The organism is Bacteroides acidifaciens, assembly GCF_903181435.1.
In the GTDB taxonomy this organism is placed as follows: domain Bacteria; phylum Bacteroidota; class Bacteroidia; order Bacteroidales; family Bacteroidaceae; genus Bacteroides.
On sequence record NZ_CAEUHO010000004.1, the window covers coordinates 1,339,507 to 1,364,148 of the forward strand.

General features: G+C 43.5%; 14 protein-coding genes. 3 read left to right on the plus strand and 11 right to left on the minus strand.

Features of this window, described 5'->3' with window-relative positions:
- Nucleotides 1–63: 63 nt before the first annotated feature.
- The 7 genes from CLIN57ABFB40_RS17085 to CLIN57ABFB40_RS17115 form a co-directional block, all read right to left on the minus strand.
- Entirely contained in the window at nt 64–1,560 is a 1,497-nt protein-coding gene (locus CLIN57ABFB40_RS17085; protein WP_175631188.1) for a pectate lyase, read from the minus strand.
- A gap of 33 nt (nt 1,561–1,593) precedes the next feature.
- The gene (locus CLIN57ABFB40_RS17090; RefSeq protein ID WP_175631189.1) at nt 1,594–3,258 is read right to left on the minus strand and encodes a pectate lyase; all 1,665 of its coding nucleotides are present in this window, start codon (nt 3,256–3,258) and stop codon (nt 1,594–1,596) included.
- 31 nt (nt 3,259–3,289) lie between these two features.
- Nucleotides 3,290–4,864 (minus strand): pectate lyase, encoded by a 1,575-nt coding sequence (locus CLIN57ABFB40_RS17095; RefSeq protein ID WP_175631190.1) that lies wholly within the window; start codon nt 4,862–4,864, stop codon nt 3,290–3,292.
- Nucleotides 4,865–4,960: 96 nt separating this feature from the next.
- The gene (locus tag CLIN57ABFB40_RS17100) at nt 4,961–6,604 is read right to left on the minus strand and encodes a pectinesterase family protein (protein WP_175631191.1); all 1,644 of its coding nucleotides are present in this window, start codon (nt 6,602–6,604) and stop codon (nt 4,961–4,963) included.
- 74 nt (nt 6,605–6,678) lie between these two features.
- Nucleotides 6,679–8,568, minus strand: a complete 1,890-nt coding sequence (locus tag CLIN57ABFB40_RS17105) for a DUF5123 domain-containing protein (protein ID WP_175631192.1) — start codon at nt 8,566–8,568, stop codon at nt 6,679–6,681.
- Nucleotides 8,569–8,583: 15 nt separating this feature from the next.
- The gene (locus CLIN57ABFB40_RS17110; RefSeq protein WP_175631193.1) at nt 8,584–10,488 is read right to left on the minus strand and encodes a RagB/SusD family nutrient uptake outer membrane protein; all 1,905 of its coding nucleotides are present in this window, start codon (nt 10,486–10,488) and stop codon (nt 8,584–8,586) included.
- 25 nt (nt 10,489–10,513) lie between these two features.
- Complete coding sequence (locus CLIN57ABFB40_RS17115; RefSeq protein WP_410489612.1) at nt 10,514–13,771, minus strand: SusC/RagA family TonB-linked outer membrane protein; 3,258 nt, start codon at nt 13,769–13,771, stop codon at nt 10,514–10,516.
- Between the two features lie 1,317 nt (nt 13,772–15,088).
- Between CLIN57ABFB40_RS17115 and CLIN57ABFB40_RS17120 the strand changes: the two genes are divergently transcribed.
- Genes CLIN57ABFB40_RS17120 through nagB form a run of 3 tightly spaced genes read left to right on the plus strand, consistent with a single transcriptional unit; the run spans nt 15,089 to nt 18,186 of the window.
- Nucleotides 15,089–16,066: a TIGR01212 family radical SAM protein gene (locus CLIN57ABFB40_RS17120; protein WP_175631246.1), complete on the plus strand. Its 978-nt coding sequence runs from the start codon at nt 15,089–15,091 to the stop codon at nt 16,064–16,066.
- 59 nt (nt 16,067–16,125) lie between these two features.
- Entirely contained in the window at nt 16,126–17,322 is a 1,197-nt protein-coding gene (locus CLIN57ABFB40_RS17125; RefSeq protein ID WP_175631195.1) for an FprA family A-type flavoprotein, read from the plus strand.
- A 51-nt stretch (nt 17,323–17,373) separates the two neighbouring features.
- Entirely contained in the window at nt 17,374–18,186 is an 813-nt protein-coding gene (gene nagB, locus CLIN57ABFB40_RS17130) for a glucosamine-6-phosphate deaminase (protein ID WP_175631196.1), read from the plus strand.
- Nucleotides 18,187–18,279: 93 nt separating this feature from the next.
- Here nagB and CLIN57ABFB40_RS17135 read toward each other — a convergent pair whose 3' ends face one another.
- From CLIN57ABFB40_RS17135 to CLIN57ABFB40_RS17150, 4 genes are all read right to left on the minus strand, one after another.
- A complete protein-coding gene (locus tag CLIN57ABFB40_RS17135; RefSeq protein ID WP_175631197.1) occupies nt 18,280–18,894 on the minus strand; it encodes an L-threonylcarbamoyladenylate synthase in 615 nt (204 codons plus the stop codon).
- A 24-nt stretch (nt 18,895–18,918) separates the two neighbouring features.
- Nucleotides 18,919–21,444, minus strand: a complete 2,526-nt coding sequence (locus tag CLIN57ABFB40_RS17140; RefSeq protein ID WP_175631198.1) for an AsmA-like C-terminal region-containing protein — start codon at nt 21,442–21,444, stop codon at nt 18,919–18,921.
- Between the two features lie 369 nt (nt 21,445–21,813).
- Nucleotides 21,814–23,811: a tetratricopeptide repeat protein gene (locus tag CLIN57ABFB40_RS17145; RefSeq protein WP_175631199.1), complete on the minus strand. Its 1,998-nt coding sequence runs from the start codon at nt 23,809–23,811 to the stop codon at nt 21,814–21,816.
- Nucleotides 23,812–23,835: 24 nt separating this feature from the next.
- Nucleotides 23,836–24,624, minus strand: coding sequence for a Cof-type HAD-IIB family hydrolase (locus CLIN57ABFB40_RS17150; RefSeq protein WP_175631200.1), 789 nt, complete (start codon nt 24,622–24,624; stop codon nt 23,836–23,838).
- Between the last annotated feature and the right edge of the window lie 18 nt (nt 24,625–24,642).

Sequence of the window (24,642 nt, forward strand, 5' to 3'; positions counted from 1 at the left end):
TGACATAATAAAAAAAGAGGAATTAACTTTGTTGAAAGTCTTCCTCTTTAATAATTATCTATTCTATTTTTTAGGGAACAGGTGATTGACCAGGCTGTTCATATATACTTCAAGATTCGTATATTCCGAGCTTAAAGTATATTTGGCTCCGTCTGAAGGGTCATTAGGGTTCAGATTGTGCTTCTTTTCCCATTCGTCAGGAATACCGTCTCCGTCTGTGTCTGGCAAAACCGTCCCGGATTTGTATTCGGGCCATCCGCCTACATCGGACGGCTGGTCAATCATTCCGTTCGTACTTCCGTGAGAACCTTCGTAGGTATAAGTTCCTTTTTCGGTTTCTTCTACGATACGTTGGTCTACGGCATCACGGCGATAGGAAGCGCCTGCAAATTGGAGAACGTCCTTATAGGCTTTCTTTGCCGGTTGTAGGGAAGTATGTTCCGCTATATCAAATGCTTTCTTAGACAACATCTCTTTCTCGGTTGCGAAGTCTTTTTTGATAACTAAGCCGTAGGTATTGTCCATATTCACTTTATAAAGAGCTTCTTTCTGTTTGTCTGTCAACTTAGAACAAGTAGGGTCCATATAGTTTCCTTTGAAGTGGAATACTCCGTGAACGCCTGCGGCATTCTTGTTTTTGCCGTCATCGGCATAAGCTGTGAATAGGCGTTTGAAAGAACCTTTCGTTGCGCTGAAAGGGCCGGGCTTGTAGTAGTTATTGATGAAGTTGTAAGAACCGCCTTCGCCGGCATAAGCGCCGTCGCTACCGTAATTGTAAATCACGTTATTGAATAGCTCTACCTTTTCATCTTCCGGTCTGCCTGTATAACGGCTTCCGCAAAGGCGGGGAGTGCGGTTGGTGTGATGGGCGAGCAGATTGTGGTGGAAAGTGGCAGGTTGTCCGCCCCAAATGCCGCCATAGCCGTGTGCTCCTTTCTCATGGATAGAGTTGGCAAGGCTTTCGCTGATAATGCACCATTGAAGGGTAAAGTTGCGGTTGTCGTAGAAAGTGGCACATTCATCCGTACACCAGCTCATGGAGCAATGGTCGATGATTATGTTTTGGTGAGCTTTCGTGCCGTTTATGGCATCATCACCTTTCTGTTTGATGTCGACTCCCATACGCGAGCGGATGAAGCGGACAATCACGTTGTCCGCCTGGATAGAGAATGTATAGTTCTTCAGACAGATGCCATCTCCGGGAGCAGTTTGTCCGGCAATGGTGACATCTCCGTTATTGACCCTTAGCGGTTTTTGAAGTTCAATGATTCCGCTAATGGCAAAGACAATGGTACGGGGGCCTTTCTTACCGATAGCCCAGCGGAAGGTTCCTTCGGAGCCGTCGTCAGCCAATGAGGTGATTGTGTAGACTGCACCGCCGGCGCCGCCTGTTGTGTACTTTCCGGCACCGTCGGCACCGGGGAAAGCTACGACTTTGCTACGGTCGGGAGCAGGATATTCATTCAATCTTTTTTCATCTGAAATAGCTGCTTGCATGGCGTGCCCCAACAAAGGAAAAGCTAGTACAAAGCTACAGAACGCGATTATATTCTTTTTCATTCTTATTTTCATTTGGGTTCGAATATACTAAAATTATTCCACAACGTTACCACCTGTTGCGCCATTTACCATGATTTCGTGTACCAGGCTATTGAGATACATTTCCAGGTTGGTGTACTTTCCATTTTTGTCGATAGTCGTTTCTTTGCCGTCAGCGGATTTTTTTGGATTCAGCCCATACTCTTCTTCCCAATAATCGGGGATACCATCGCCGTCCGTATCTTTTATGTTTGCGTTGGTAACAGATTTCAATATATCATAAGGGTTATTGACTCCTAATGCACTACAAACATCTGACGGGGAATTGATATATCCCTTCTTGTTTTGTGAATAGCCGGATAGATTGCTCCATTTTGTTGCATCACCTGTGCTGCTCGCCGCTCTGTTTTTAACGTCGCTGATTATCAAGTCATCAATTTTGTCCCGATAGTTGCTTGCTCCTGCATATGCCATTACGCGTTCATAAGCTATGTCTGCCGTGTGGGTAGTAACTTTACCTGCTTCAATAACCGGTGAAGTTGATTTGATTTGGGTATGTTGGTTCCACAGTTCGGTGGTTCCGCAGTTCTTGTTGTCCATTTGTTCAAATACACCTTTTGTCCAGTTGTCACTGCTTACTGTTGCATTGTCTGCTACTTTATTTCCGTTGATATAGAATTTACCCCATTTTTGAAACCATTGGGTATAGGCTGTGCCTGAGTAATTTTGGGGATATACATCCGGTTTGGCAATGCGATAGGCACGTCCTGCTTTGTTGGTTTCGTCAGTTCCGGGTCCCGGTTTATAATAATTATTCACGATATTTGTATGTTGCGCTTCACCGCCGTAACAACCTTCGCCTCCCCAATTGTAGTAGATGTTGTTACGGATATCTACCCGTTCTCCATCGTTATTGTTCAGTGCCAATGTGGTATATCGTGGACCGAGACGCGGAACGCGGCTTTCACAATGGGCTATCAAGTTGTGATGATAAGATGCATGATGTCCTCCCCAGTTACCTCCATATCCGTGAGATGAGAATTTGCCCTTGGCTGCGGTAATTTTGGCATCTGTCACACGTAAGGCTTGGGCGGCTATGCACCATTGTACGGTGGAGTTTTGCATTCCATAGACAGAAAGACATTCGTCACTGCACCAGCTTGTCGAACAGTGGTCGACAATGATATTTTGCTTGTCACTTCCTCCTAATGCGTCACAGTCGATGGCTGTATTTCCCGGCCGGAAGCGCATGAATCGGATGATAACATTGTTGGAATTGATGGTCAATGGATAGTCGGCTATACAGATTCCCCCCGGTGAGGTTTGTCCGGCAATAGTCAGATTGTCTTTCTGCGTCTTCAATTCCGCTTTCAGATAAATGGTACCCGATACATCAAATACAATCGTCTTGGGACCATCTTGTTTCATTGCCCAACGTAGGGTTCCGCTGGTGCTTCCGCTAGCGTCATCTTCAAGGCTGGTGACATGATAGACTTTACCGCCACGTCCGCCGGTTGTGTTGCGACCATGACCTTCGGCATAAGGGAAAGCAAGAAGTTCTCCATAATCCAGTTGTTTGATGTCGGAAGATGAGTTGCCGGGATTGTCTGTCCCACCACCCGGATTGTCTGTTGGGTCGTCAGAAGAGCACGATACTGCGCATTGTCCTGTCATACCGAAGAGTATGGCTAGGTAAAACAAGGATATTTTCTGTTTCATAATCTTTTGAAGTGTTTGGGGATATAAAATCTTATTTGTCAGGATATGAGTTTTCTACCAGACTGTTGAGGTAAACCTCCAGATTGGTATATACTTTGCTCAATGTGTATTTGGCACCGTCGGCGGCACTTTTGGGATTTAGTCCATTGGCTGTTTCCCATTCGTCGGGGATACCGTCCCCGTCGGTGTCTTTCGGACCCGTTTCTTTTTTATAGTCCGGCCAGCCGCCTACATCACCTGCTTTATCGATAAGGCCGTATTCACTGCCATTACTACCGGCCGCTGTATAGTCTCCGTTGATGACATTGGCAATGATGCGTTTGTCTACATCGTCATATCTTAAGGAAGCTCCGGCATACTTTAGTACTGAATTGTAAGCATCTTTAGCTGATTGGGTAAATTCGGATGTATTGTCGCCAATCGTAAATTCATTGTTGGATTGGATTGCTGTTTTTCCGCCACTAGGCAGGGGGACTGCTTCTGTCGCTTTAGGTTGTAATCCTATCCAGTTGTCATTGTTTACGGAAGTAAGCAGAGATTGATATTCAGCTTTCAATTCAGGACATGTGCCATCGAAGTAGTTTCCTTTCAAATAAAAATTTCCCCATACTCCTTTGGCATTCTTATTTGTACCGTCGTCACCATTCGGTTGGAAAATACGGTTTACAATGTCTTTCTTGGTATTGGTGACGGGACCGGGTTTATAATAGTTATTTACGAAATTGTAGCTTCCGCCTTCTCCGGCATAACCGCCATTGGTAGGTCCCCAGTTGTAGAATACATTGTTACGTAAATCGACTTTCTCATTTTCCGGTTTGCCGGTGTAGCGGCTACCGCATAAACGGGGGGTACGGCTACTATGATGAGCTAACAGGTTGTGATGGAACGTGGCAGGAGAACCACCCCAGATACCTCCATAACCGTGGTTTCCTTTGGTATGTACCGAACGGTTCAAACTTTCGCTGATAATACACCATTGCATCGTGAAGTTGGTGTTGTCATAGAAAGAGGTACATTCGTCGGTGCTCCAACTCATAGAGCAGTGGTCAATGATAATGTCTTTATGCTGTTTTCCCCATAAAGCGTCACCGCTGTCTGCTTCCTCTTCGGTCTTAAAATTATCTGACCCCATGCGGAAGCGCATGAAACGGATGATTACATTGTCTGCTTGTACGGAGACGGGATGACCTTTCAGGCAAATGCCAGCTCCCGGTGCGCTTTGACCGGCAATTGTTACATCTCCATTGGTTATCTTTAGGGGGCTTTGTAATTCTATCAATCCGCTGACTGAAAATACTATCATGCGTTTTCCTGTACGGCTTAATGCATAGCGTAGTGTTCCCGGTGTCATGTTGTCTTCAAGCGAATTGACAGTATATACTGTTCCGCCTGCGCCGCCGGTGGTGTAACGTCCCGCACCGTAAGCACCCGGAAAGGCATAGCGCGTTTCGTCAGGTGTGTTTCCACCGCCTTCGTTCTCATTACCACCGTTGCCGGTACTTTGTCCCGGTGTCTCATCGGTGGTAACCGGATCTTCACTGCTGCAGGCAACTGTCAAGTTGAGCATGCAGAAACATACCAGTCCTATTTTAATTAAATTGAGCATACAAATATTATCGTTTTAAAAAACAGAGTTCTTTGTCTCACACACTGTGTTTTACTGATGATGTGACAAAGAACTCTTTATAAAATCTTATTGGTTTTATTCGCTTACCGTACCGTACTGGCTTACGGTTTTCACTGTATAGATATTGCTTTCGTCGGTATTAGTCAGTGTAACGGTTGTGTCAGTAGTCTGGCCTGCATAGTTACCGTTCATAAAGATGAGGTAACCGGAAGCGCCTGATACGGCATCCCATGACAGTTCGTTGCCACTCAGATTGACGTTGCCCGGTGCTGCGAGAGGAGTTTCCATATATTCTTTCGGATTCCAGCCATTGGTTCTCACGATCTTTTCATAAGTGTATTCTGCTGCTTCTGTTGCTGTAAGTACCGTACTTGTGAAGCTGTACTCACCGTTTCCAACAGTTTTTCCTTCGGTAGAAATGACGGTTCCGTTTTTGTCAACCGTATTGTATTCACCATAAAGTGCAGGTATGCTTGACCAGGAAGACCAGTGTGAGGCTATAATATCCATTTTCAGAGTGGTATTAATCCAAACGGTTTTGGTATTTGGCTTGTACGGACGTCCGAAGGAGAAGGCGGTTATGCCACTTTCGCCATCCACTGTACAGTCTTTCATTATGTATCCCCAAGTTCCTGTTTCACCGGATGCAGTAATATAAGCGCCATCTCCTGTATTGTAGAACTTGCTGTTTTCTATGAATACATTGCCGCTTCCCCAAATATAGTCTGTACGGCCTTCAATTAATGTATTGCTGAGATAAGCAAGATTCTCGGAGTAAGCAGTGTGGCGACACCACCATGTATCCTGGAAAGATACGAGTACGCAATTGTATAAAGAGAAGCGGTCGTTGCGTGTAATCAAGGCTTCCGCTTGTCCGTCTTTGCCTAAACCGCCTGTATAGCGGCTGGGCAATGCACCGTAGAGATTGATGATTGAGAGATTTTCGGCATAGAAATCTGTGGCTTCAACTAATACAACACAGTTTTGGTCTTTGGTATATCCTGCTTTCCGAACGGCAGAGTTCGGATTATTACTGGAATATTTCCATGCATCGTCTGTTGCATTTCCTTGTGTTTCATCATTGTAGTTTCCTGCACGGTTCAAAGCATACTGAATTTTTACGCCATCGCGGCTTTCACCAATCAAATGGATAAAAGTTTTATTTTTAGTGATTCGGATACATTCATTGTATGAACCATTAGTGATGAAGATTTTGTAAGGACTGGTCTTTTCTCCGGGAACAGCGTCAATCGCAGCCTGAATGGTGGTAAAGTCACCGTTTCCCTTAGAATCAACAACTGCGTCGAATACCTTTCCACCGCCTGAAATTTCAGATTTTGCGGTGAAGGTAAGAAAGAAGTCTTCATCATAAGCTCTTCCCTGCATATCAGTCAATGCTCCTGCAGGAATTTCGAATGTGCATTCTTTGTTCTCCATGCCGGAGAATGTATAACGTACTCTTTCGTAATTGATAGATACACGTACTATTCCTCCGTTAAAGTAGATTTCTGTATCCGGTGCCTGGCGCATGGCTTTGCTGAAGGTCAGTTCTACATATCCGTTCGGGCCTACTACATCGCCTTCATTTATGTTCTGTGAAATTAGGACAGGAATACTTGTGTCTTCTGCGTCATCGTTGTCGCTACAGGCAACTCCTGTGAAAATCAACAGGAACAGAAGTAAGTATTTACTTATTGTATAGATTGAATTTGTATTCATAATATCTGTTGCTTTTTAGAGAAGGCTCTTCGTCAGCTTTTGTTTCTGACGAAGAACCTTGTGGGGTTATTTAGTTATTTGTTCCAACGTGGATCGCCAATTTTATATTGTTCGGGTACATCTGCTCCATAGATAAGGTTAAGTCCATCTGTTCCTGTACTTGTAAATATCTGGTCTGTTGACATTGGAATCTCATTAATTGTCAGATTATCCCATATGTTGGAAAGTTTACAGTCAGAACTTACATATACATTGCTTCCTATTGTCGTAGCAGGCTTTTCATCTGCCTTATTCAATATTTTCAAACCTGAACCACTAAACAGTACATTCGATATTTTCAATGTTGCGAGATTGAGTTCTCTAAATAAAGTTTGTCCAGAAACACATTTATAGAATGTACATTGCTCAATTGTTGTAGTAACTGTTTGGGTTTTAAGGAAACGGATCAGAGGGCCGGTTGCGTATGCATTACTGCTCGGACTGAATGTTGTACGAGTCATACTGAATGTAACTGTTGTTAATGCGCTACTGCCACTTGTATCAATAATACCATATATTCCTGAACCGGAAGCCGTATGATAACCTAAATCTTCAATTATACAATCGTCTATTTGAATTTCCATTGCCGGCTTGGCATTTGACCTCATGCGAATCAACCCGCGTTGATTTTTTAATGTACATGAAGTAAATTTCAATACATCAGCAGAACCGGCATTGCTGTTGTGATTAATAAGTATGTTGTTGCCGGTTGATGCAATATTCAAATTGTAAAACTCTACTTCTTGAAGTTGTCCGCCGAAATTAAACTCACCAGTATAAGTTAATGTCGGTTGAGTTTCACCTTCACCCCAGAACAGGATTTTGGTTACATTTGTAGGAATCATTTTTTCACCAAATGTAATATCACTGTCTATTGTAATAAGTATACTACCTGATAATGTACTCCATTTACTTTCTGCTTCGCTTAATGTTAATGATTCATCATAGTCAGTCGGCTTACCTTTTTTCGTCGTAAACGTGATACGTGAACAAATAGAACCGTTTGCAAATGCATAAGCTGTATATTCTGTACTGGAAGCCAGACCTGTAATGGTTACTTTATGTGCAGCGATTTCTTCTGCTGATAATTTAATACCCGATTCAGGCACTCCTTCGGTAGAAGGAACACAAGCATATTCATTTACGTCAACTGTTTCTTCCCAAGAGAATATAGCCGAATTAGCTGTAATATCACTGATTGCAGATTCGATTTCCAATCCGGGAATAGTAACAGTCTGCGAACCGCGCAAAGTGTTTCCGTTATAAATACTGATTGTATATTCTGTGAACGATTTCAGATTTTCAATCCATGCTTCGCCTGCTGCAACTTCTGTCGAAGATATGTCACGTGAGGTTACATCTGTAGAGCCGGTTGCTACGATCTCGAAGTGGTCTACTGCTAGTCCGGCTTCCCATGACATACGTACCTTTCCCTGACCTTGCGGCAGATCTTCAGAGGATGGAATATTCAGGATTGCTTCTTCCTTAACGGAAGCAAAAGTCTTTTTATAATTCACCCAAAGAGATTCTTTACCACCTGAAACAGACTTGATACGCAGATAATAAGTTGTATTTGCGCTCAGATTATCTATGGTGTAAGGTGACTTCGTGATGCGGTTTGTCGGATCGTTTCCATATACCTGGCTGTCGTTTTCGTCTGAACCCATCGGAGTTTCATCCGTCATTTCATTCGGGCTGATTTCGATAAGGTAATAGTCCGTGTTCGGTGTTGCACTCCATGTCACTACCGCTCTGGCTACTTTGCTATCAGTTTCTACACCGATTCCGTTTTCATCAGTTCCGAAAGGGCGGCTGTAAGAAGAGTCGATGTCCCAATCACTTTTCTCTGTACACGAAGATACAGCTAGAGAGGCAAGGAGCATGAAAGCTCCCGTTCCCAATATGTTTTTTATATTCTTCATCATTTTACGATTTTAAGATTAATCCGAATAACCATATGAGTTATGTAGTTTACCGTTTGAGGTAGATATTGTAGTGGAAGCTATCGGCAATAAGTAACGATTCTTCACAGATTTATTCAGTCCTCCTGAAATGCTAGGCAAGTTTATTTTCAGATTTTTCTGTTCCTTGTCAGTCGTTTCAGCCCCGAAGAAACTCTTGTTTTCATATCCACTCACTTTGGCTCCAAATACAAGAGAAGTCATATCTATATACATCGGATTGTCCGTGCGATATTTGTAGTTTACATACTGCGGATATGTACCGTTGTATACAGCATTTGTATATTCAGTCTTGAACTCGTCTATTTTTTCACTCAACAGATTCCAACGAATCAGGTCGAACTTACGAACACCTTCGCCTGCCAGTTCCCATGCATTTTCGTCAACGATAGCGTCGAAGAAATTTTTCTGCATTAAGGCAGTCCAGGCTGCGTCGCGTTTATTGGCATCGGTATAAGCACGATCGTGTACTTTTTTCAGTGCTCCTGTGGCTGTCAACGTACAACCTTCGGCTGTCGCATCTTTACCGTGAAGTTCGTTTACCACTTCAGCATACATCAGTAATACTTGTGCGTAACGCATTTTCACTACATTGATTCCGGAACATACTTTCTGGTCACTGGCAAGTACGGCTGCATACCATTCTGTATTTTCCATCATCTTGCGATAATCCCATTTGCCACAGTAAATGCCGAAAGGTGAATTGCCCAACATAGATTCTTTAAATTCTTTGGTATTCTTATCGGTAGAGAGCTGTGAGATGGCACAAGTCAGTTCGCGGCGAATATCTCCTTCACCGAATGACAGATAATAAGGAGCAGTCAGTTTCAACTTGCCGGATGAGTTGCCTTTCGGACCGAACAAAGTGCTGGCACCATTTATACGGTATCCGATAGTATATCCCAACTCTCCGCTTTTATTCAGTCCCATCGGTATTTCAAACAGGTTTTCCTGATAAGTCTGGTCAAGTCGTCCGATATTCATCAAACGCCAGTATTCTTCAACAGAAGGATTCAAGTTATGCTTTCCCGAACCGATGACAGCAACAAGGTGTTTTTCTGCCAATTTGAATAGTTCCTGACGTTCGGCATTACTGCAACGTTGGGTAGGGTAGGTGTCATCACTGTTATTTCCTCTGATATACCCGTCTTTCGCTTGTTCGCGGATAGCATATCCGGCGCGTGTCATTGCGATGTTAGCCAATAATGCGTGAGCATAACCTTTACTGACGTGTTCGGTAGTATGACCGTCTTCACCCGCCCAGGGTAAATATTCGATAGCTTCGTCGAGTTCGAGCATCAGTTCGTCCATGATATCGTCACGGTCTGTCTTGCCGATATAAACATTAGACAAGTCGCTTTGGGAAGTTTCAGTCTTGAAAGGGATATCTCCGAACAGACGAATCATGTCGAAATAGACCATAGCACGCAAGGTCATGGCTTCGGCACGGAACCTCATCATGCTAGTGCGGGTTGCTCCCGGTTGTTGTATCAGTTGGCTGTTGTTGATACCATCCACTACGAGATTGGCATTCTCGATCACTCCGTACATCGCATCCCATACCTTTGAGAGTTGTGCCCATCCCGGATTAGCATTGTAGTTCATATTACCACGTTCGCTTGAAGTATTGCTGGCATCGGCACCCAAACCGTCAATTAATTCACAATCGGTGTTGGTTCCTGCGATGATAGGCATGAAGTTAGAGTAAGTCTGGTCTTGCGTCAGGCTACCGTAAACTTTATTGAGTGCCAATTCTGCATAATAGGCATTATTAAAAGTTGATTCATTATCCAGTTCAGACGGTGAGGTCTGATTTAGGAAATCCGAACAGGAAGACAGGGCAATGAGGCCTATCCCCAGGAATAATGTCTTATATATTTTCATACGATAAATCTGTTTCATGTTTTAATTAGAATGTAACGTTAATACCACCGACGAATGTACGGCTCTTAGGATAAGCAGCGTAATCGATACCCGGAGTCATTGCATTTTTCTTGCTGCTGGTGTCGACTTCAGGGTCTGCACCACTGTAATTAGTCCAACAGAACAGGTTGTATCCTGTCAGATAGATTCTTACATTCTGGATAAATGCTTTCTTAACGATGGTTTTCGGAAGAGAATATCCGATAGTTATGTTGTTCAAACGCAGGAACGAAGCTTTCTCTACAGCATAATCTATCAGTTGCATGGTAGTGGCGCTGGCTGGATTGTACATATTGGCATTAGCGTTTATTTCATTCAGGCGTAATCCTGCGGCATTCATGTCACCATAAGTGTTAAGTACGTCTGTGGAGCTAGAAGACAAGTTCAAACCAGTTTCCGGGTCAATCCAAGTGTAGCGGTTGGACAATCTGAAATCATTGTTGAGGTTGTAACCGGTTCTTGAGCCTGACCGGAAAGAGGAAGCCAGTTTCGTACCATTGACAATTACGTTTCCAACAGAATAGTTGAAGAATACGTTGAAGTCAAAGTTGCCTACACGACCATCAAATCCGAAACCGCCGGTTGTCGGAGCAATTGTGTTACCTAGACGTTGTTTGAGAGGGTTGCCGTCTTTATCACATTCCAGTTTCAGCCCGCCCGGATAGTATTTACCACCTGTGATGGTAGGACTGTTGTCCTGCATACCGTCTTTCAATGTCCATTCACTGCCACCCCAGACAAGTTCGCCGGTAGGGTTGCTGACAGGATCATATACAGTATAGTGACCGTTGGTCTTATATCCCCAAACTTCGCCCAAACGTCCGCCTTTCTCTACGCGGAAGTCTTCGTATTTAGCCATTGTACTACCTGACCAGTTACTGCTTTGCCAGGGAGAATCAGTGTTCAGTTTATCAATGTGGTTACGGTTGTAAGAGATGTTGGCGTTAAAGTTCAAAGAAAAGTTCTTCTTGTCAAACAGGACCGCGGTGACAGAGAGTTCCACACCCTTGTTGGATGTTTGTCCGAAATTCTTATATTGGTAGTTGTAACCGGAAAGAGAAGGGATTTCAGTACGCATCAACAAGTCTTTGGTAGTATTCCAGTATAAGTCGATAGCACCGGAAATACGGTTATTCCAGAATCCGTAATCAATACCGAAGTTACGGGTTACTGTAGTTTCCCATTTTAGGTCGGGATTATAAAGGTTAGTACCATGCTCGAGCATAGTGGTGTTTTCGCCGTTGAAGAACGGGTTGCGCGCGTCATTGCCACCCAATGAATAAGTCGTGGCAAGCAAACCGGAGTTGATGCGGTTATTACCGGCGGTACCGAAGCTCAAACGCAGTTTCAATGCCGACAGCCAGTCTTGAGTGTTTCTCATGAAGGCCTCGTCGGATACACGCCATGCCAAAGCGGCTGACGGGAAAACACCCCAACGGTTTCCTGAACTGAACTTGCTGGAACCGTCCGCGCGTACTGTAACGGCAAGCAGATATTTATCCATCATGCTATAGTTTACACGACCGAAAAAAGATAGTATGTTTTCTTTTGCAGCAATAGTGGACTGGTTGGCAAGAGCTTTGCCCGCCCCCATATTGGCTTTCATATCATCAAAATTCATGGTAACAGGGAAAGCGACAGATACATTTTCTATTGATTTTTTCTGGCTGCTGCTTATTTCGTGTCCTAACAGTACATTCAGTTTGTCGCGACCCTTAAATAACTTCTTGTTATCATAAGTCACAGTGTTGGCATTACGCCAGTTCATAGTTTTCTCTCTTAATAAATAAGCCTGTGGCTGGCCATTGTATCCGTATTTAGAGTTGGATACTGCGTCTACTCCCCAATATTGTTCCGTATCGTCATACTTCCATCCGTAACCGAATTCAGAACGGAATGTCCAGTTCTTGAATGGTTTCCAGTTTAAACCTACGTTATAGTTTTGGTTGAAAGTGTTGCGTGCCTTATCTGTCGCAAGCAAGCGTTCCAATGGAGACTTCTGTTGTGCCGAACTGTTCTCTTCATCATCGTCACTGTATTTCAGTGAATTAACCGGACGGAATACAACTGCGTTGGCTACTGTTGAGTTGGCTGCGTTGGATTCGTTTGTATCGGCTCCACCACCCAAACCGTCGATAGTGGAATAACTTAAACGGGCGTTAAAGTCCAATGTCATCCATTTGCTCAACTCTGATTTGATTTTAGCGTTTACATTATCTTTCTTGAAGCCGGAATTGAGCATGATGCTCTTCTCTTCATTGTGAGCGTAGCTGACACTGTAAGTCAGTTGTTTTGTTCCGCCGCTGACGTTCACATTATATTGTTGTTGGTTTCCTGTACGTCCGAACATCTCATCCTGATAGTCGATACCGCCAATAGAACGCCAAATGTCCATATCGGCAAAGTTACCATAATCTAAGGAACCGATTTCACGCTGGTAAGCAACAAAGTCGTACGGGCTTAACACTTCAGTCAGTTTTGTTACCTGCTTGAAACCGAAAGAAGCACCGAAATCTACTTGTGTCTTACCTTCCTTGCCGCTCTTGGTAGTAACGATGATAACACCATTAGCACCACGGGCACCATAAATCGCAGTAGAAGACGCATCTTTCAGAACGTCAATGCTTTGGATTTCGGAAGGAGCGATATCACTGATACTTGAAACGGGAAATCCATCTACTATATAGAGAGGAGAGTTATCCTGCGACAACGAACCGCCACCACGAACACGAATTTTAATATCTGCATCAGGAGAACCTTCTGTAGTAGTGATGCTTACACCGGCAAGTTTGCCGGTAAGAGCTTCTGTGGCACTTGCTACAGGAACGGCAGCCAAGTCTTTTGAGCTTACGGATGCTACGGAACCCGTCAGGTCTCTTTTGTTCACCGTGCCATAACCTATAACTACGACTTCGTCCAATGCTTTTGAGTCATCGACCATCTGTACGTTGATTGTCTTTCTACCTTGAACGGCTATTTCCTGTGTTTTCATACCTATATATGAAATCACTAATGTTTTCTTACCGTCTACTTTAATAGAGAAATTACCATCTAAATCTGTAATCGTACCGTTGGTCGTATTACCTTTTTCTACAACAGAGGCTCCAATGACAGGCTCTCCGCTGGTGTCTTTCACGTTACCTTTTACGGTAATCGTTTGCGCAGATACGCTAAGCGATATTGCTGAAAATAGCATTAGCAATAAAGAGCGCATGTTTTTCACTTTGTTAGACATTCTTTGCATGTTTATTAATTAATGGTTGTTGTTTGATAATTCATAAAACTCCTGAAAGAGTTCATTCATCGCTACAAAAGTATGATAATACAGATACAGCTATGTGCAATATTTGTTTTTCACCTAGTATTTTTTGTTTTTAGTTGGCTACAAGGTGTAAGAATCTGTTTTGAAGCGTGCTATTTGTGGTTGTGAATTGTGGCAAATATACGAATCCGGGATTTATTAATTGATTTTTTTATCGGTTTTTATCCGCTATTCATCAGCTTTTTAACCCGGAATCGACAGAAAATACTGTAGAAGCATAAAGAAATCCTTAGAAAAGATTCATTCCGGTGCTGGGATGAATCAAAGCAGTACTGAAGTAAGCCGAGCCATGTATTTGACTTACTCAAGTCTCCTATATCATTTCATTGAGTGTAGTACTTGTTGCAGTCAAGTCTCCTACTTGTTACAGCTAAATCTCCTACCAAATATAAAAAGTAAAAAAACGCCTTCAGCTTTCAGTTCTTCAAAAAAGTCCCTTTTCATCGGTGTTTTTGGCTGAAGTCACTCCTGAATGCAAAAGTGTATAATTTAACCACGTGCCACCCACTTTTACCTGGGTGATGGATCTATATACCCCGCGTGGTGGGCATATAGATCCAGTACGGTGAGTATATATACCTACCACGGTGAATATATAGCTCTATTGTCAAGTCTGAAAAAGCTGAATGCGCTGAAAGCACTTTCCCCTGGCTACAACCTATTCTCGCAGGGGATTTTTTTTCCGCCTTCAGCCGCTATCCCCTTTTGCCAAGGCGTTTGCGAATAAAACTGAAACGGCTGAAACCGGATTATAGCATAAAAATCAGTAAGAGAGTTTTTAGCTAGTTTGGATACAGATAATTGGAGATTTGGTTTATTTCCGCATGGGGATGAATCAATTTTTAGGGATATGGCTGTGTCCTGAACCAAATCCCCCAAGAATTACAATTGCGCCCTGACTTTATTGAAACTTAAATAAACGATAGTTATTTAAACCAAAATCCCCTTTATATTCTTATTAGGAATATAAAAGGGATAATTTTATTGACAAGAGTTGCATGGGGTATGGTGAGATGAAATCATAATTGGGGAATAAATTGCACAAGACTTTCACAAGTATCCTCCCGTCAATGCCTAAAATCAAGGCAAAGCTAACTAAATAGTTTTTTGAAATGCAATAATTATTAAAATATCTTATGCTATTTATGATTATTTTGATATATTGAAGATATTTTGGGGCATCTTTTTTTACCTCGTTGATTTTTCTTATGTTTGTAGATTAAATAATGAATGAACAGAATGGATATGTCAACTTCTTTTCTATATAATGATTTTCCGGCTTTCTTGCGTAAGTATTTTCCTTACAAAGTACAAAAGATTTCATTGAATGCTGGTTTTACCTGTCCCAACCGGGACGGGACGAAAGGGTGGGGTGGTTGTACTTATTGCAACAACCAGACTTTCAACCCGGATTATTGCCGGACGGAGAAATCCATCGCTACCCAACTGGAGGAAGGCAAATGTTTTTTTGCCCATAAATATCCGGATATGAAATATCTGGCCTATTTTCAGGCTTATACCAATACTTATGCGGAATTGGAAGGATTGAAACGTAAGTATGAAGAGGCGCTAGAGGTGAAAGATGTCGTAGGTTTGGTGATAGGAACGCGTCCGGATTGTATGCCGGAAGGCTTGTTACGCTATTTGGAAGAGTTGAACAGGCATACTTTTCTCATGGTGGAATATGGAATAGAAAGTGCTTGCGACAAGACTCTGCAACGTATAAATAGGGGGCATACTTATGCGGATACAGCAGAAGCGGTCGGGCGGACTGCTGCTTGTGGTATCCTGACAGGCGGACATGTCATCCTCGGACTTCCGGGAGAAACACATGACACGATGGTGGAACAGGCGGAAATACTTTCGGAGCTGCCGTTGAGCACTCTGAAAATTCATCAGTTGCAACTGATTCGCGGCACGCGCATGGCTCATGAATATGCTGAGAATCCCGTTGATTTTCATTTGTTTGCGGAAGTGGACGAATATATTGATTTAGTGATTGACTATGTAGAACATCTCCGTCCCGATATAGTAGTGGAGCGCTTTGTCTCCCAATCTCCTAAAGATTTATTAATAGCTCCTGACTGGGGGCTGAAAAATTATGAATTTGTAGCGCGTTTACAAAAAAGAATGAAAGAAAGAGGTGCTTATCAAGGAAAGAAGTACAAGGATTCGGAAAAAAGGATTATTTTTGCAGACGATAAATTTACTACCTGATAAATATCTATTTGGGGAATATCGGGTGGTGAGAGAGACTTTTTAATGTAACTTAAAGAATGGAACATAAAACAAGAATTAAAGGAAATGTCCACTATGTGGGAGTAAATGACCGTAACAAGCATAGATTTGAGGCGATGTTGCCATTACCCTATGGGGTTTCATACAACTCTTATCTGATTGATGATGAAATGGTGGCATTGGTGGATACGGTGGATATCTGTTATTTTGAAGTCTACTTGCGTAAGATTAAGCAGGTGATTGGAGAACGTCCCATTAACTATTTGATTATAAATCATATGGAACCTGACCACTCCGGTTCTATCCGATTGATTAAGCAGCACTATCCGGAAATTATCATTGTAGGCAACAAGCAGACATTCGGTATGATTGAAGGTTTTTATGGCGTGACCGGAGAACAATATCTGGTGAAAGACGGAGACTTTCTGGCTTTGGGACGTCATAAACTACGTTTTTATATGACTCCGATGGTACACTGGCCGGAAACGATGATGACATTTGACGAAACGGATGGAATTCTTTTCTCCGGTGACGGATTCGGATGTTTCGGTACGCTGGACGGCGGTTTCTTGGATGCCCGTATGAATGTAGATAAGTACTGGGGAGAAATGGTTCGCTACTATTCAAACATCGTTGGTAAATATGGAAGCCCCGTGCAAAAAGCGTTGCAGAAACTCGGCGGACTTCCTATTTCTGCTATTTGCTCTACCCACGGTCCGGTATGGACGGAGAATATAGCCAAAGTGATAGGTATCTATGACCGTTTGAGCCGTTATGATGCGGACGAGGGCGTAGTTATCGCATACGGAAGCATGTATGGAAATACGGAACAAATGGCTGAGGCTATTGCGGCGGAACTTTCGGCACAGGGAATCAAGAACATCGTTATGCACAATGTGACGAAGAGTCATCCTTCTTATATCATAGCGGATATTTTCCGTTATAAGGGATTAATCATCGGTTCTCCTACTTACAGCAACCAGATTTTCCCAGAAGTGGAAGCGTTGCTTTCAAAGATTCTGTTGCGTGAGGTGAAAGGTCGCTATTTAGGCTATTTCGGTTCTTTCACATGGGCAGGTGCTGCTGTGAAGCGTCTGGCTGAATTTGCAGAAAAGAGCAAATTTGAGTTGATAGGCGACCCGGTAGAGATGAAGCAGGCGATGAAAGACATTACCTATACCCAATGCGAAAACCTGGCGCGTGCAATGGCGGAGCGCTTGAAGAAAGACCGTTAAAACAGTGAATGAGATAATATATTTATTACTAACCTATAAAACAATCGACTTATGAGATTAATTATTCAACCGGACTACCAGTCCGTATCTCAGTGGGCTGCACATTATGTTGCTGCAAAAATAAAGGCTGCTAATCCGACTCCTGAAAAACCATTTGTATTGGGTTGCCCTACAGGTTCTTCTCCTCTGGGTATGTACAAAGCGTTGATTGACTTGAATAAGAAAGGTATCGTTTCCTTCCAAAATGTAGTGACATTCAACATGGACGAATATGTAGGATTGCCGAAAGAACATCCGGAAAGCTACTATTCTTTTATGTGGAATAACTTCTTCAGCCATATCGACATCAAACCGGAGAATACAAATATCCTGAATGGCAACGCTCCTGACTTGGATGCTGAATGTGCACGTTATGAAGAAAAGATTAAGTCTTACGGTGGTATCGACTTGTTTATGGGTGGTATTGGTCCCGACGGACATATCGCATTCAACGAACCGGGTTCTTCCCTGACTTCACGCACTCGTCAGAAGACATTGACAATGGATACTATCATTGCCAACTCACGTTTCTTTGATAATGACATCAACAAAGTTCCCAAGACTTCATTGACAGTGGGTGTGGGTACTGTACTTTCTGCAAAAGAAGTGATGATTATCGTGAACGGTCATAACAAGGCACGTGCTTTGTATCATGCTGTAGAAGGTGCCATCACTCAGATGTGGACTATCAGTGCTTTGCAGATGCATGAAAAGGGTATTATCGTTTGTGACGATGCTGCTACTGTTGAATTGAAAGTGGGCACTTACCGCTACTTTAAGGATATCGAGTCTACTCACTTGGACCCGGAATCTTTGATTAAGTAAGACGAGGATAAACTCTATAAAAAATGGGCTGCATCAGTGTTTAATTGATTGCAGCCCATTTTGTTATAATTGAATTTCCGGCAGGAGAAGAGATTAGTTCTCTTCCAGCCAGCCTTTCCCTTGACGTACGATTTCCGGCTCGTCCTCTGTGCATTTTACTACGGTCGAGGGTTCTATTCCCCCGATTCCCCCGTCAATGACCAAATCTACTATATCACCGAACTTTTCGTCTATAAGTTCGGGGTCAGTCATGTATTCCAAATCCTCATGTTCTTCATATGGTAGGGTGGTAGTCATAATGGGAGCGTCGAGCAACCGGGCAATCTCACGGATAATGTTATTGTCCGGCATGCGGATACCGACTTCTTTCCGGTTGCGGAAAATCTTGGGCAAACGGTTCGTACCGTTCAGGATAAAGGTGAATGGTCCCGGAAGATTATGCTTCATAAGCTTGAATACGCTATTGTCTACTTTAGCATATTCGCTGATACTGCTCAAGTCATAACAGATGATAGACAGGTTGTTCTTTCGCGGGTCTATCTCTTTAATTCGGCATATCCGCTCTATTGCACGCTCTTTCAGACCGTGGCAGCCGATGGCGTACATCGTATCGGTAGGATAGATGATGAGTCCGCCGTCATTCAGGATATCAATTACTCGTTGTAAATCCTGCGGGTTGTTATTTTTATCATATAGCTTCAGAAGCATAACTTCTTCTCCTTCCCATCTTCTTTATTTAAGTTTCTTCTTTAGGAAATCCAGCGCCTTTTCAGCAGCTTTTTCCGTTACTTTCTGCTTGATTGAGTCTTTGTTGGCAGTAGCGGCAGAATCCAGACCCAGTTTCTGACCGAGTTTGCTGATAGCCTCATCGGCTACGGCTTCAACAGCCTGGCTTGCCATACTCTTGGTATCGACACTGACTTTGGGAGAAGTAAACGAACCGCCGATTTTTAGGTCGAGAGTCATTAGTTTGGAGATATTTCCCGCGGATGCAGGCAACTTGATTTTTCCTGTATAATCAATGGTTTGGTCAAGTCCCGTGCTGCCGGAAAGATTCAGATTGTAATCTCCCATCTTAATATCGAACGGTTTCGTTTCTACACGTCCGTCTTTGATGATGAAATCAAGTGTCATATCTTTCACCTTCATATCTTTCAGGCTTGGTTGCTTCACAGCATCGGCAATCTGGTCGATTGCTTTCACTCCGCTTAAACTGAGGTCGCGGGTAGAAAGGCTGCCATCGCCTTGCATCGTATCCAATACAGGGCTCATGGCTGCATCCAAATCTGTCAATACATTGATGCTGCCGGAGAAATTTCCTTTCAGGTTTTCGAAGATAGGAGCCATCTTCTGTACCATATCCAGTTCTTTATAAGCCTGAGCGAAGACGATATTCGACAGTTTGAATCCGGCTTTCAGTTCCGGTTTCTTCACGTTCGCGGTCGAATAATATCCGTTCATGACCACGTTTCCGCCCATAGTACTCATGGATAAATTCTTCATGTCTACCTTACCGTCTTTTACGATAAGTTTGCCGTTCATATTGTTGAAAGACATCTTGTCGAATAATACCTGTTTCAGATTGGCATCCATCTGGAAGTCAATGTTGCGCGGCACTTCAACAATTCCGGTGGAAGTAGGTACAGAATCGGTAGCCGCTGCGTCCGGTGTAGCAGTTTCATCTGCGGAAGCAGTCATGAAATCATTCAGGTTGAAATAGTTGGAACGGATATTCAGCGTACCTTTTAAGGTCGTTCCTTTCAGTACGTAACCGATATAATTTTCAAACCGGCTGTCGGCAGTGATGTCGTTCTTGCCTATATTGACAGTCGTTTCGCTCAACTGGAGATATTTCGGAGTGAAAGTGAAAAGTGACTTCTTAATCTCTACATCCGGCATATCTTTCATTTTCAGCTTCATACCCGTCAGTCCGATGGTGCCGGCAGCCTGCATACGTTCATACTGTTCCTGTTCGATGTAGGAGAGACGTCCCGACATTTGCATATCGGCGTCGATTGTCCCGTTCAATTCCATGTCTCCAAGCGGATATACCTGCTTAATCATGCCCAAGTTGAGAATACCTTTTGCTTCGGCTTTAAAGTCCGGGTCGCTGATTGGAGTTTTCACGTTGGCAGTCAGACTGAACGGATTGTTAGCCAGACGGAAGCTGAACGGATTAATGTCAACGGTAGTCAGGTCAATATTTCCACCCGGATTCTGAACGTTAGCGCTAATATTGATTTGGTCTACGCCTGCCGGTAAAGCCGGATAGCGGAACATGGCATTTTTGACTTGCATATCAATATTGAATGAAGGAACGGTGTCTCCTTGCAGGATACCTTTGGCTGTTGCGGTAAGGGTGGCGGTTCCGTCTGTTTTCAGGCTGGAGAACTCAGTCGCGTAGATAGCAGGAATCAACGAAAGAATTTCCTTGAAACCGATATCATTCGTATTAAGTTTCAAATCCATGTCGATAGCCGGGTCTTTCAAGGCTACCCAGCCGTCGATGCCGGCTTGGATGGCGTTAAGACGAATCGTATTATCCTTTAATGTGTATTTGTTGTTGGCGAGGTCGGCATCTACATCCATCTTTGCGGAGATATTGGCATTTGCCAGGAAAGGAATCCCGTTCATCTTGTAAGTCAGGGATTTAGTTTCCGCTTCCAGTTTCAGGGTAGTATGTTCACTTCCCAAGTCTCCTGCGCAGATAGCGTTGAAGTCGCGGATATCAGCATACATTTTCCCTTGTTGGTCATCATAGACCAGATTCATGTTTTTGATGACGAAACGTTGTAGCTTCACTTTGAAAGGAGAAGATTCTTCTTCGTCAACGGCTGGTGTTTCGTCGGTTGCGGTCGTGTCCGGTTTCATGATGTCCCAGTTGACTTGACCGTCCGGCAATACAATGGCGTGCAGCTTGGTGTCTTCAATGAAGATTTTAGAAATATCATAGCCACTATCTCCGAAAAGTGAGAATAGATTAATGGCGGCAGTAACTTCTCCGGCTTGTACAAGGGTATCGTTTGCGAATTCTCCCGTACCTTTCAGCCAGAAATCTTCGAGAGTGACAGAAGCCTGCGGGAAGTTACGGAACAGGCTAATGTTGAGTTTCTTAAAGTCAAATTGAGCGTTGAGCATCTTGTTGCCTTCTGTCTTTACGATATCGGCTATCTTACCCTGGAAGGCGAAAGGAAGAAGGAGCATCAGAATGATAATTACTCCTACGGTGATAGCTGCGATTTTCAAACCTTTTTTCATTTGCTTCTATTTTAAGAGTCTGATTATATGCAAGGAACAAAATTAATAAAACTTTTTGATAATAAGGGGTAAAAGAGTTTTTTTTAGGGATTCTTATTTTTAAATTAGCAGAATCCAAAGTACGGGATTGTGTTAGGGACGGTTGAGGATAGAGAGTAGGGGATGATAACTTAATCTGTAAATATATTTGCGTGTAGCTCTCCAAAGTAGACAATGGCTTTCCAAGGCGTTGTAAGTGGGGGATTCGTTCCTCGGTGAGCAACGACCTTTTCCTCGGTGGGGAACGGGGCTTTCCTCGGTGAGGAACGATGTGTTGGTCGGTGAGGAAGAAAACGGTCGGTTTCCGTCTTTTTCATTTATATAGATTTATTACTTTCTCTTTTTCTTCAGTTCCTCTGCGATTCTCCATTGTAACGCAGCTTCCACTTCTTTTCCTGCTTTCAGCAAAGCGTCACCGAATAGTTCATGTGCACCGGCATGCTCCGGTTTCAGGCTTGTCGCTTTATCCAGGTCGGCAATGGCTCCTTCCGTATCTTCTGTTTTTAGTCGAAGCTTTCCCCGGTTATAAACAGCTTTGAAATTTGCCGGATGAAGATTTACAGCCGTATTGAAACAGTTCTCCGCATCAAAATATTCTTTGTTGTTAAAGAGCGTGATTCCTTTTCGTATCCAGGCATCCACGTAGTTCGGGTCGAGACTGAGCGCCTTGTCATAGTTGGCAAGGGCGGCACGTGCGTCGTGTGCCTGAGTGATACACTCATTTCCCATTAACAGATACTCATGTGCGTATTGGCGCAGACGTTCCTGCTGTTCCTTCATCTGTTCCTTGAGCTTTTTATTCTGTTCTTTCAAGGTGTTGATGACACCGAGTTTCCGGCGGATGAAGCGGCGCGGGACAGGTTTTTCTATATCATAGCGGGAATGAATAGCTCGGAAAAATTGTTCCAGACACTCTTCCATATCTCCTTTGTCGAAAGCACGTGCGGCTGCGGCATATTGTACATCTGCCTGTGCCTGTTTCAATGCCTTGTCAATGGCTTGTCGGTTATTGAAACGTCCTGCAAAGTTCACAATCTCGGGACGGACGAAAACATCTGCCCTGTTAATCGGCTTTTTGAGCTGGATACCATCCAGTGAAGTGCAACGGCTAAGTGCGACATACGCTTGTCCACCAGCAAATACTCCGCCTGTAAAGTCAATGACTACCCGGCTGAAAGTCAATCCCTGGCTCTTGTGAACAGTAATAGCCCAAGCCAACCGGATAGGATATTGCGTGAAACTACCCAGTACTTCTTCCTCAATCTCTTTCGTCTTTTCGTTGTAACGATAGCGGATATTGCGCCATGAATCCCGTTTCACGTCACATTCTTTTCCGTCATCAGTGATAACGTATATCGTTTCCTCTTCCTCATCAATGCCGGCAATGACACCAATCGTACCATTCACCCAACGACGGTCAAAGTCGTTCTTGATAAAGATAATCTGTGCACCGGGTTTTAATACAAGCTCTTGTGAGGTAGGTAGACTACTTTCGGGAAAGTCTCCTTCGATTACTCCTTCAAAAGTAATCGGTTCTCCCGGAAGTTCGGCCAGTTTCTTCTCATTGATTGAATCTACCGTATCCCTTCGGGTAGCAAGCGTGATATACATATCCGCTTCCGATTCTTCAATCTGACTTCCATATCGGGTATTCAACAGTTGCAAATCCGCAGCTCCGGCAGTATTAGTACGAATGTGGTCAAGGACACCGACAAAAACAGGGTCAGTCTGCCGATAAACCTTTTGTAGTTCGATAGACACCAAATCTATCTGACCGAATACCCGTGCAGAGAAAAAGTAGGGAGTAGGGTAGAATCGGTTTAATATTTCCCGCTCATCGTTCTTCACGACAGGTTCCAACTGGAAGACATCGCCTACCAATAACAACTGTTTTCCACCAAAAGGCTCACGTAAGTTATGGGAATATACGCGCAGGATACGGTCGATGGCATCAATAATATCCGCCCGCACCATTGAAATCTCGTCAATAATCACCAGTTCTATCTGTTCCAGTAACTTCCGGTGTGGTTTGGTATATTTGAAAAACTCGTGGATGCGTCCCCGTTGCAGGCTGAGGTTCGGGTCGTCCGGCAATAGCGGATAAAAGGGAAGTTTAAAGAAACTATGCATCGTGCTTCCCCCGGCATTGATTGCGGCAATACCCGTCGGAGCAAGTACGACATGTTTCTTTTTCGTATTCTCGCAGACGTAACGCAGGAATGTAGATTTCCCTGTCCCCGCCTTTCCGGTCAGAAAGACCGACTGGCGTGTATATTGAATCAAGTTCAGGGCATCCTGAAACTCAGCGTTGTTAGTGTCTACGCTCATTCTTGTAAGTATAGTAAATCCTTTTTATTCAATGATTCCGAAATGTTTCATCGCTTTGCTGATTCCGTCCTCGTCAATGGGAGCCGTCACGTAATCGGCGGCAGCTTTTACATCATCCTTTGCCTGTCCCATAGCTACTCCGATAGCGGCATGGCGAAGCATACTGATGTCGTTTCCACCATCTCCGAATGACATCGTATCTTCCAACTTAATATCAAAGTAACGGATGATTTCATCAATCCCCTTTTGCTTTGTATCTCCTTTCGCGGTTACGTCGGCAAAAGATGGATACCAGCGACCTATCTCACATGTCGGGATAGACGGGCGGATTTCTTTTTCTTCTTCCTCTGTGATAAAAGGTGTCATTTGTATAATCTCTTTGCTGGTCGCTTCTTCAAAAGAAACAGTCGGGATAACATTCACATGCAGGAAATCATAGAATGTCTTTTTCACTATCTCGTCAGGCTGGCAAACGGATATGTTATGTTCCTCTACAAAGATACAAGGCACTCCTTTCTTTTCGCAGAAAGCTGCCATTGCTTTTACTTCCTCTTGGGGGATGGCACTTTTATAAATAACTTGCTCACCGACAAAACAATAAGCCCCGTTCATGGTTATGTATCCATCTATGAGATTCCGGTCTTGTAGTTCGGAAAGGTTGTTGATAATAGCTTTCGGGCGTCCGGTAGCGATAAATATTTTGTGCCCTTTTGCATGGGCGGCTTCCAATGCCTTGATGGTAGAAGTCGGGATGCGGTGAGTTTCAAAACTGACCAGCGTTCCGTCTATATCAAAAAATAATGCTTTCGTCATAGGTTCCTTTTTGAATTG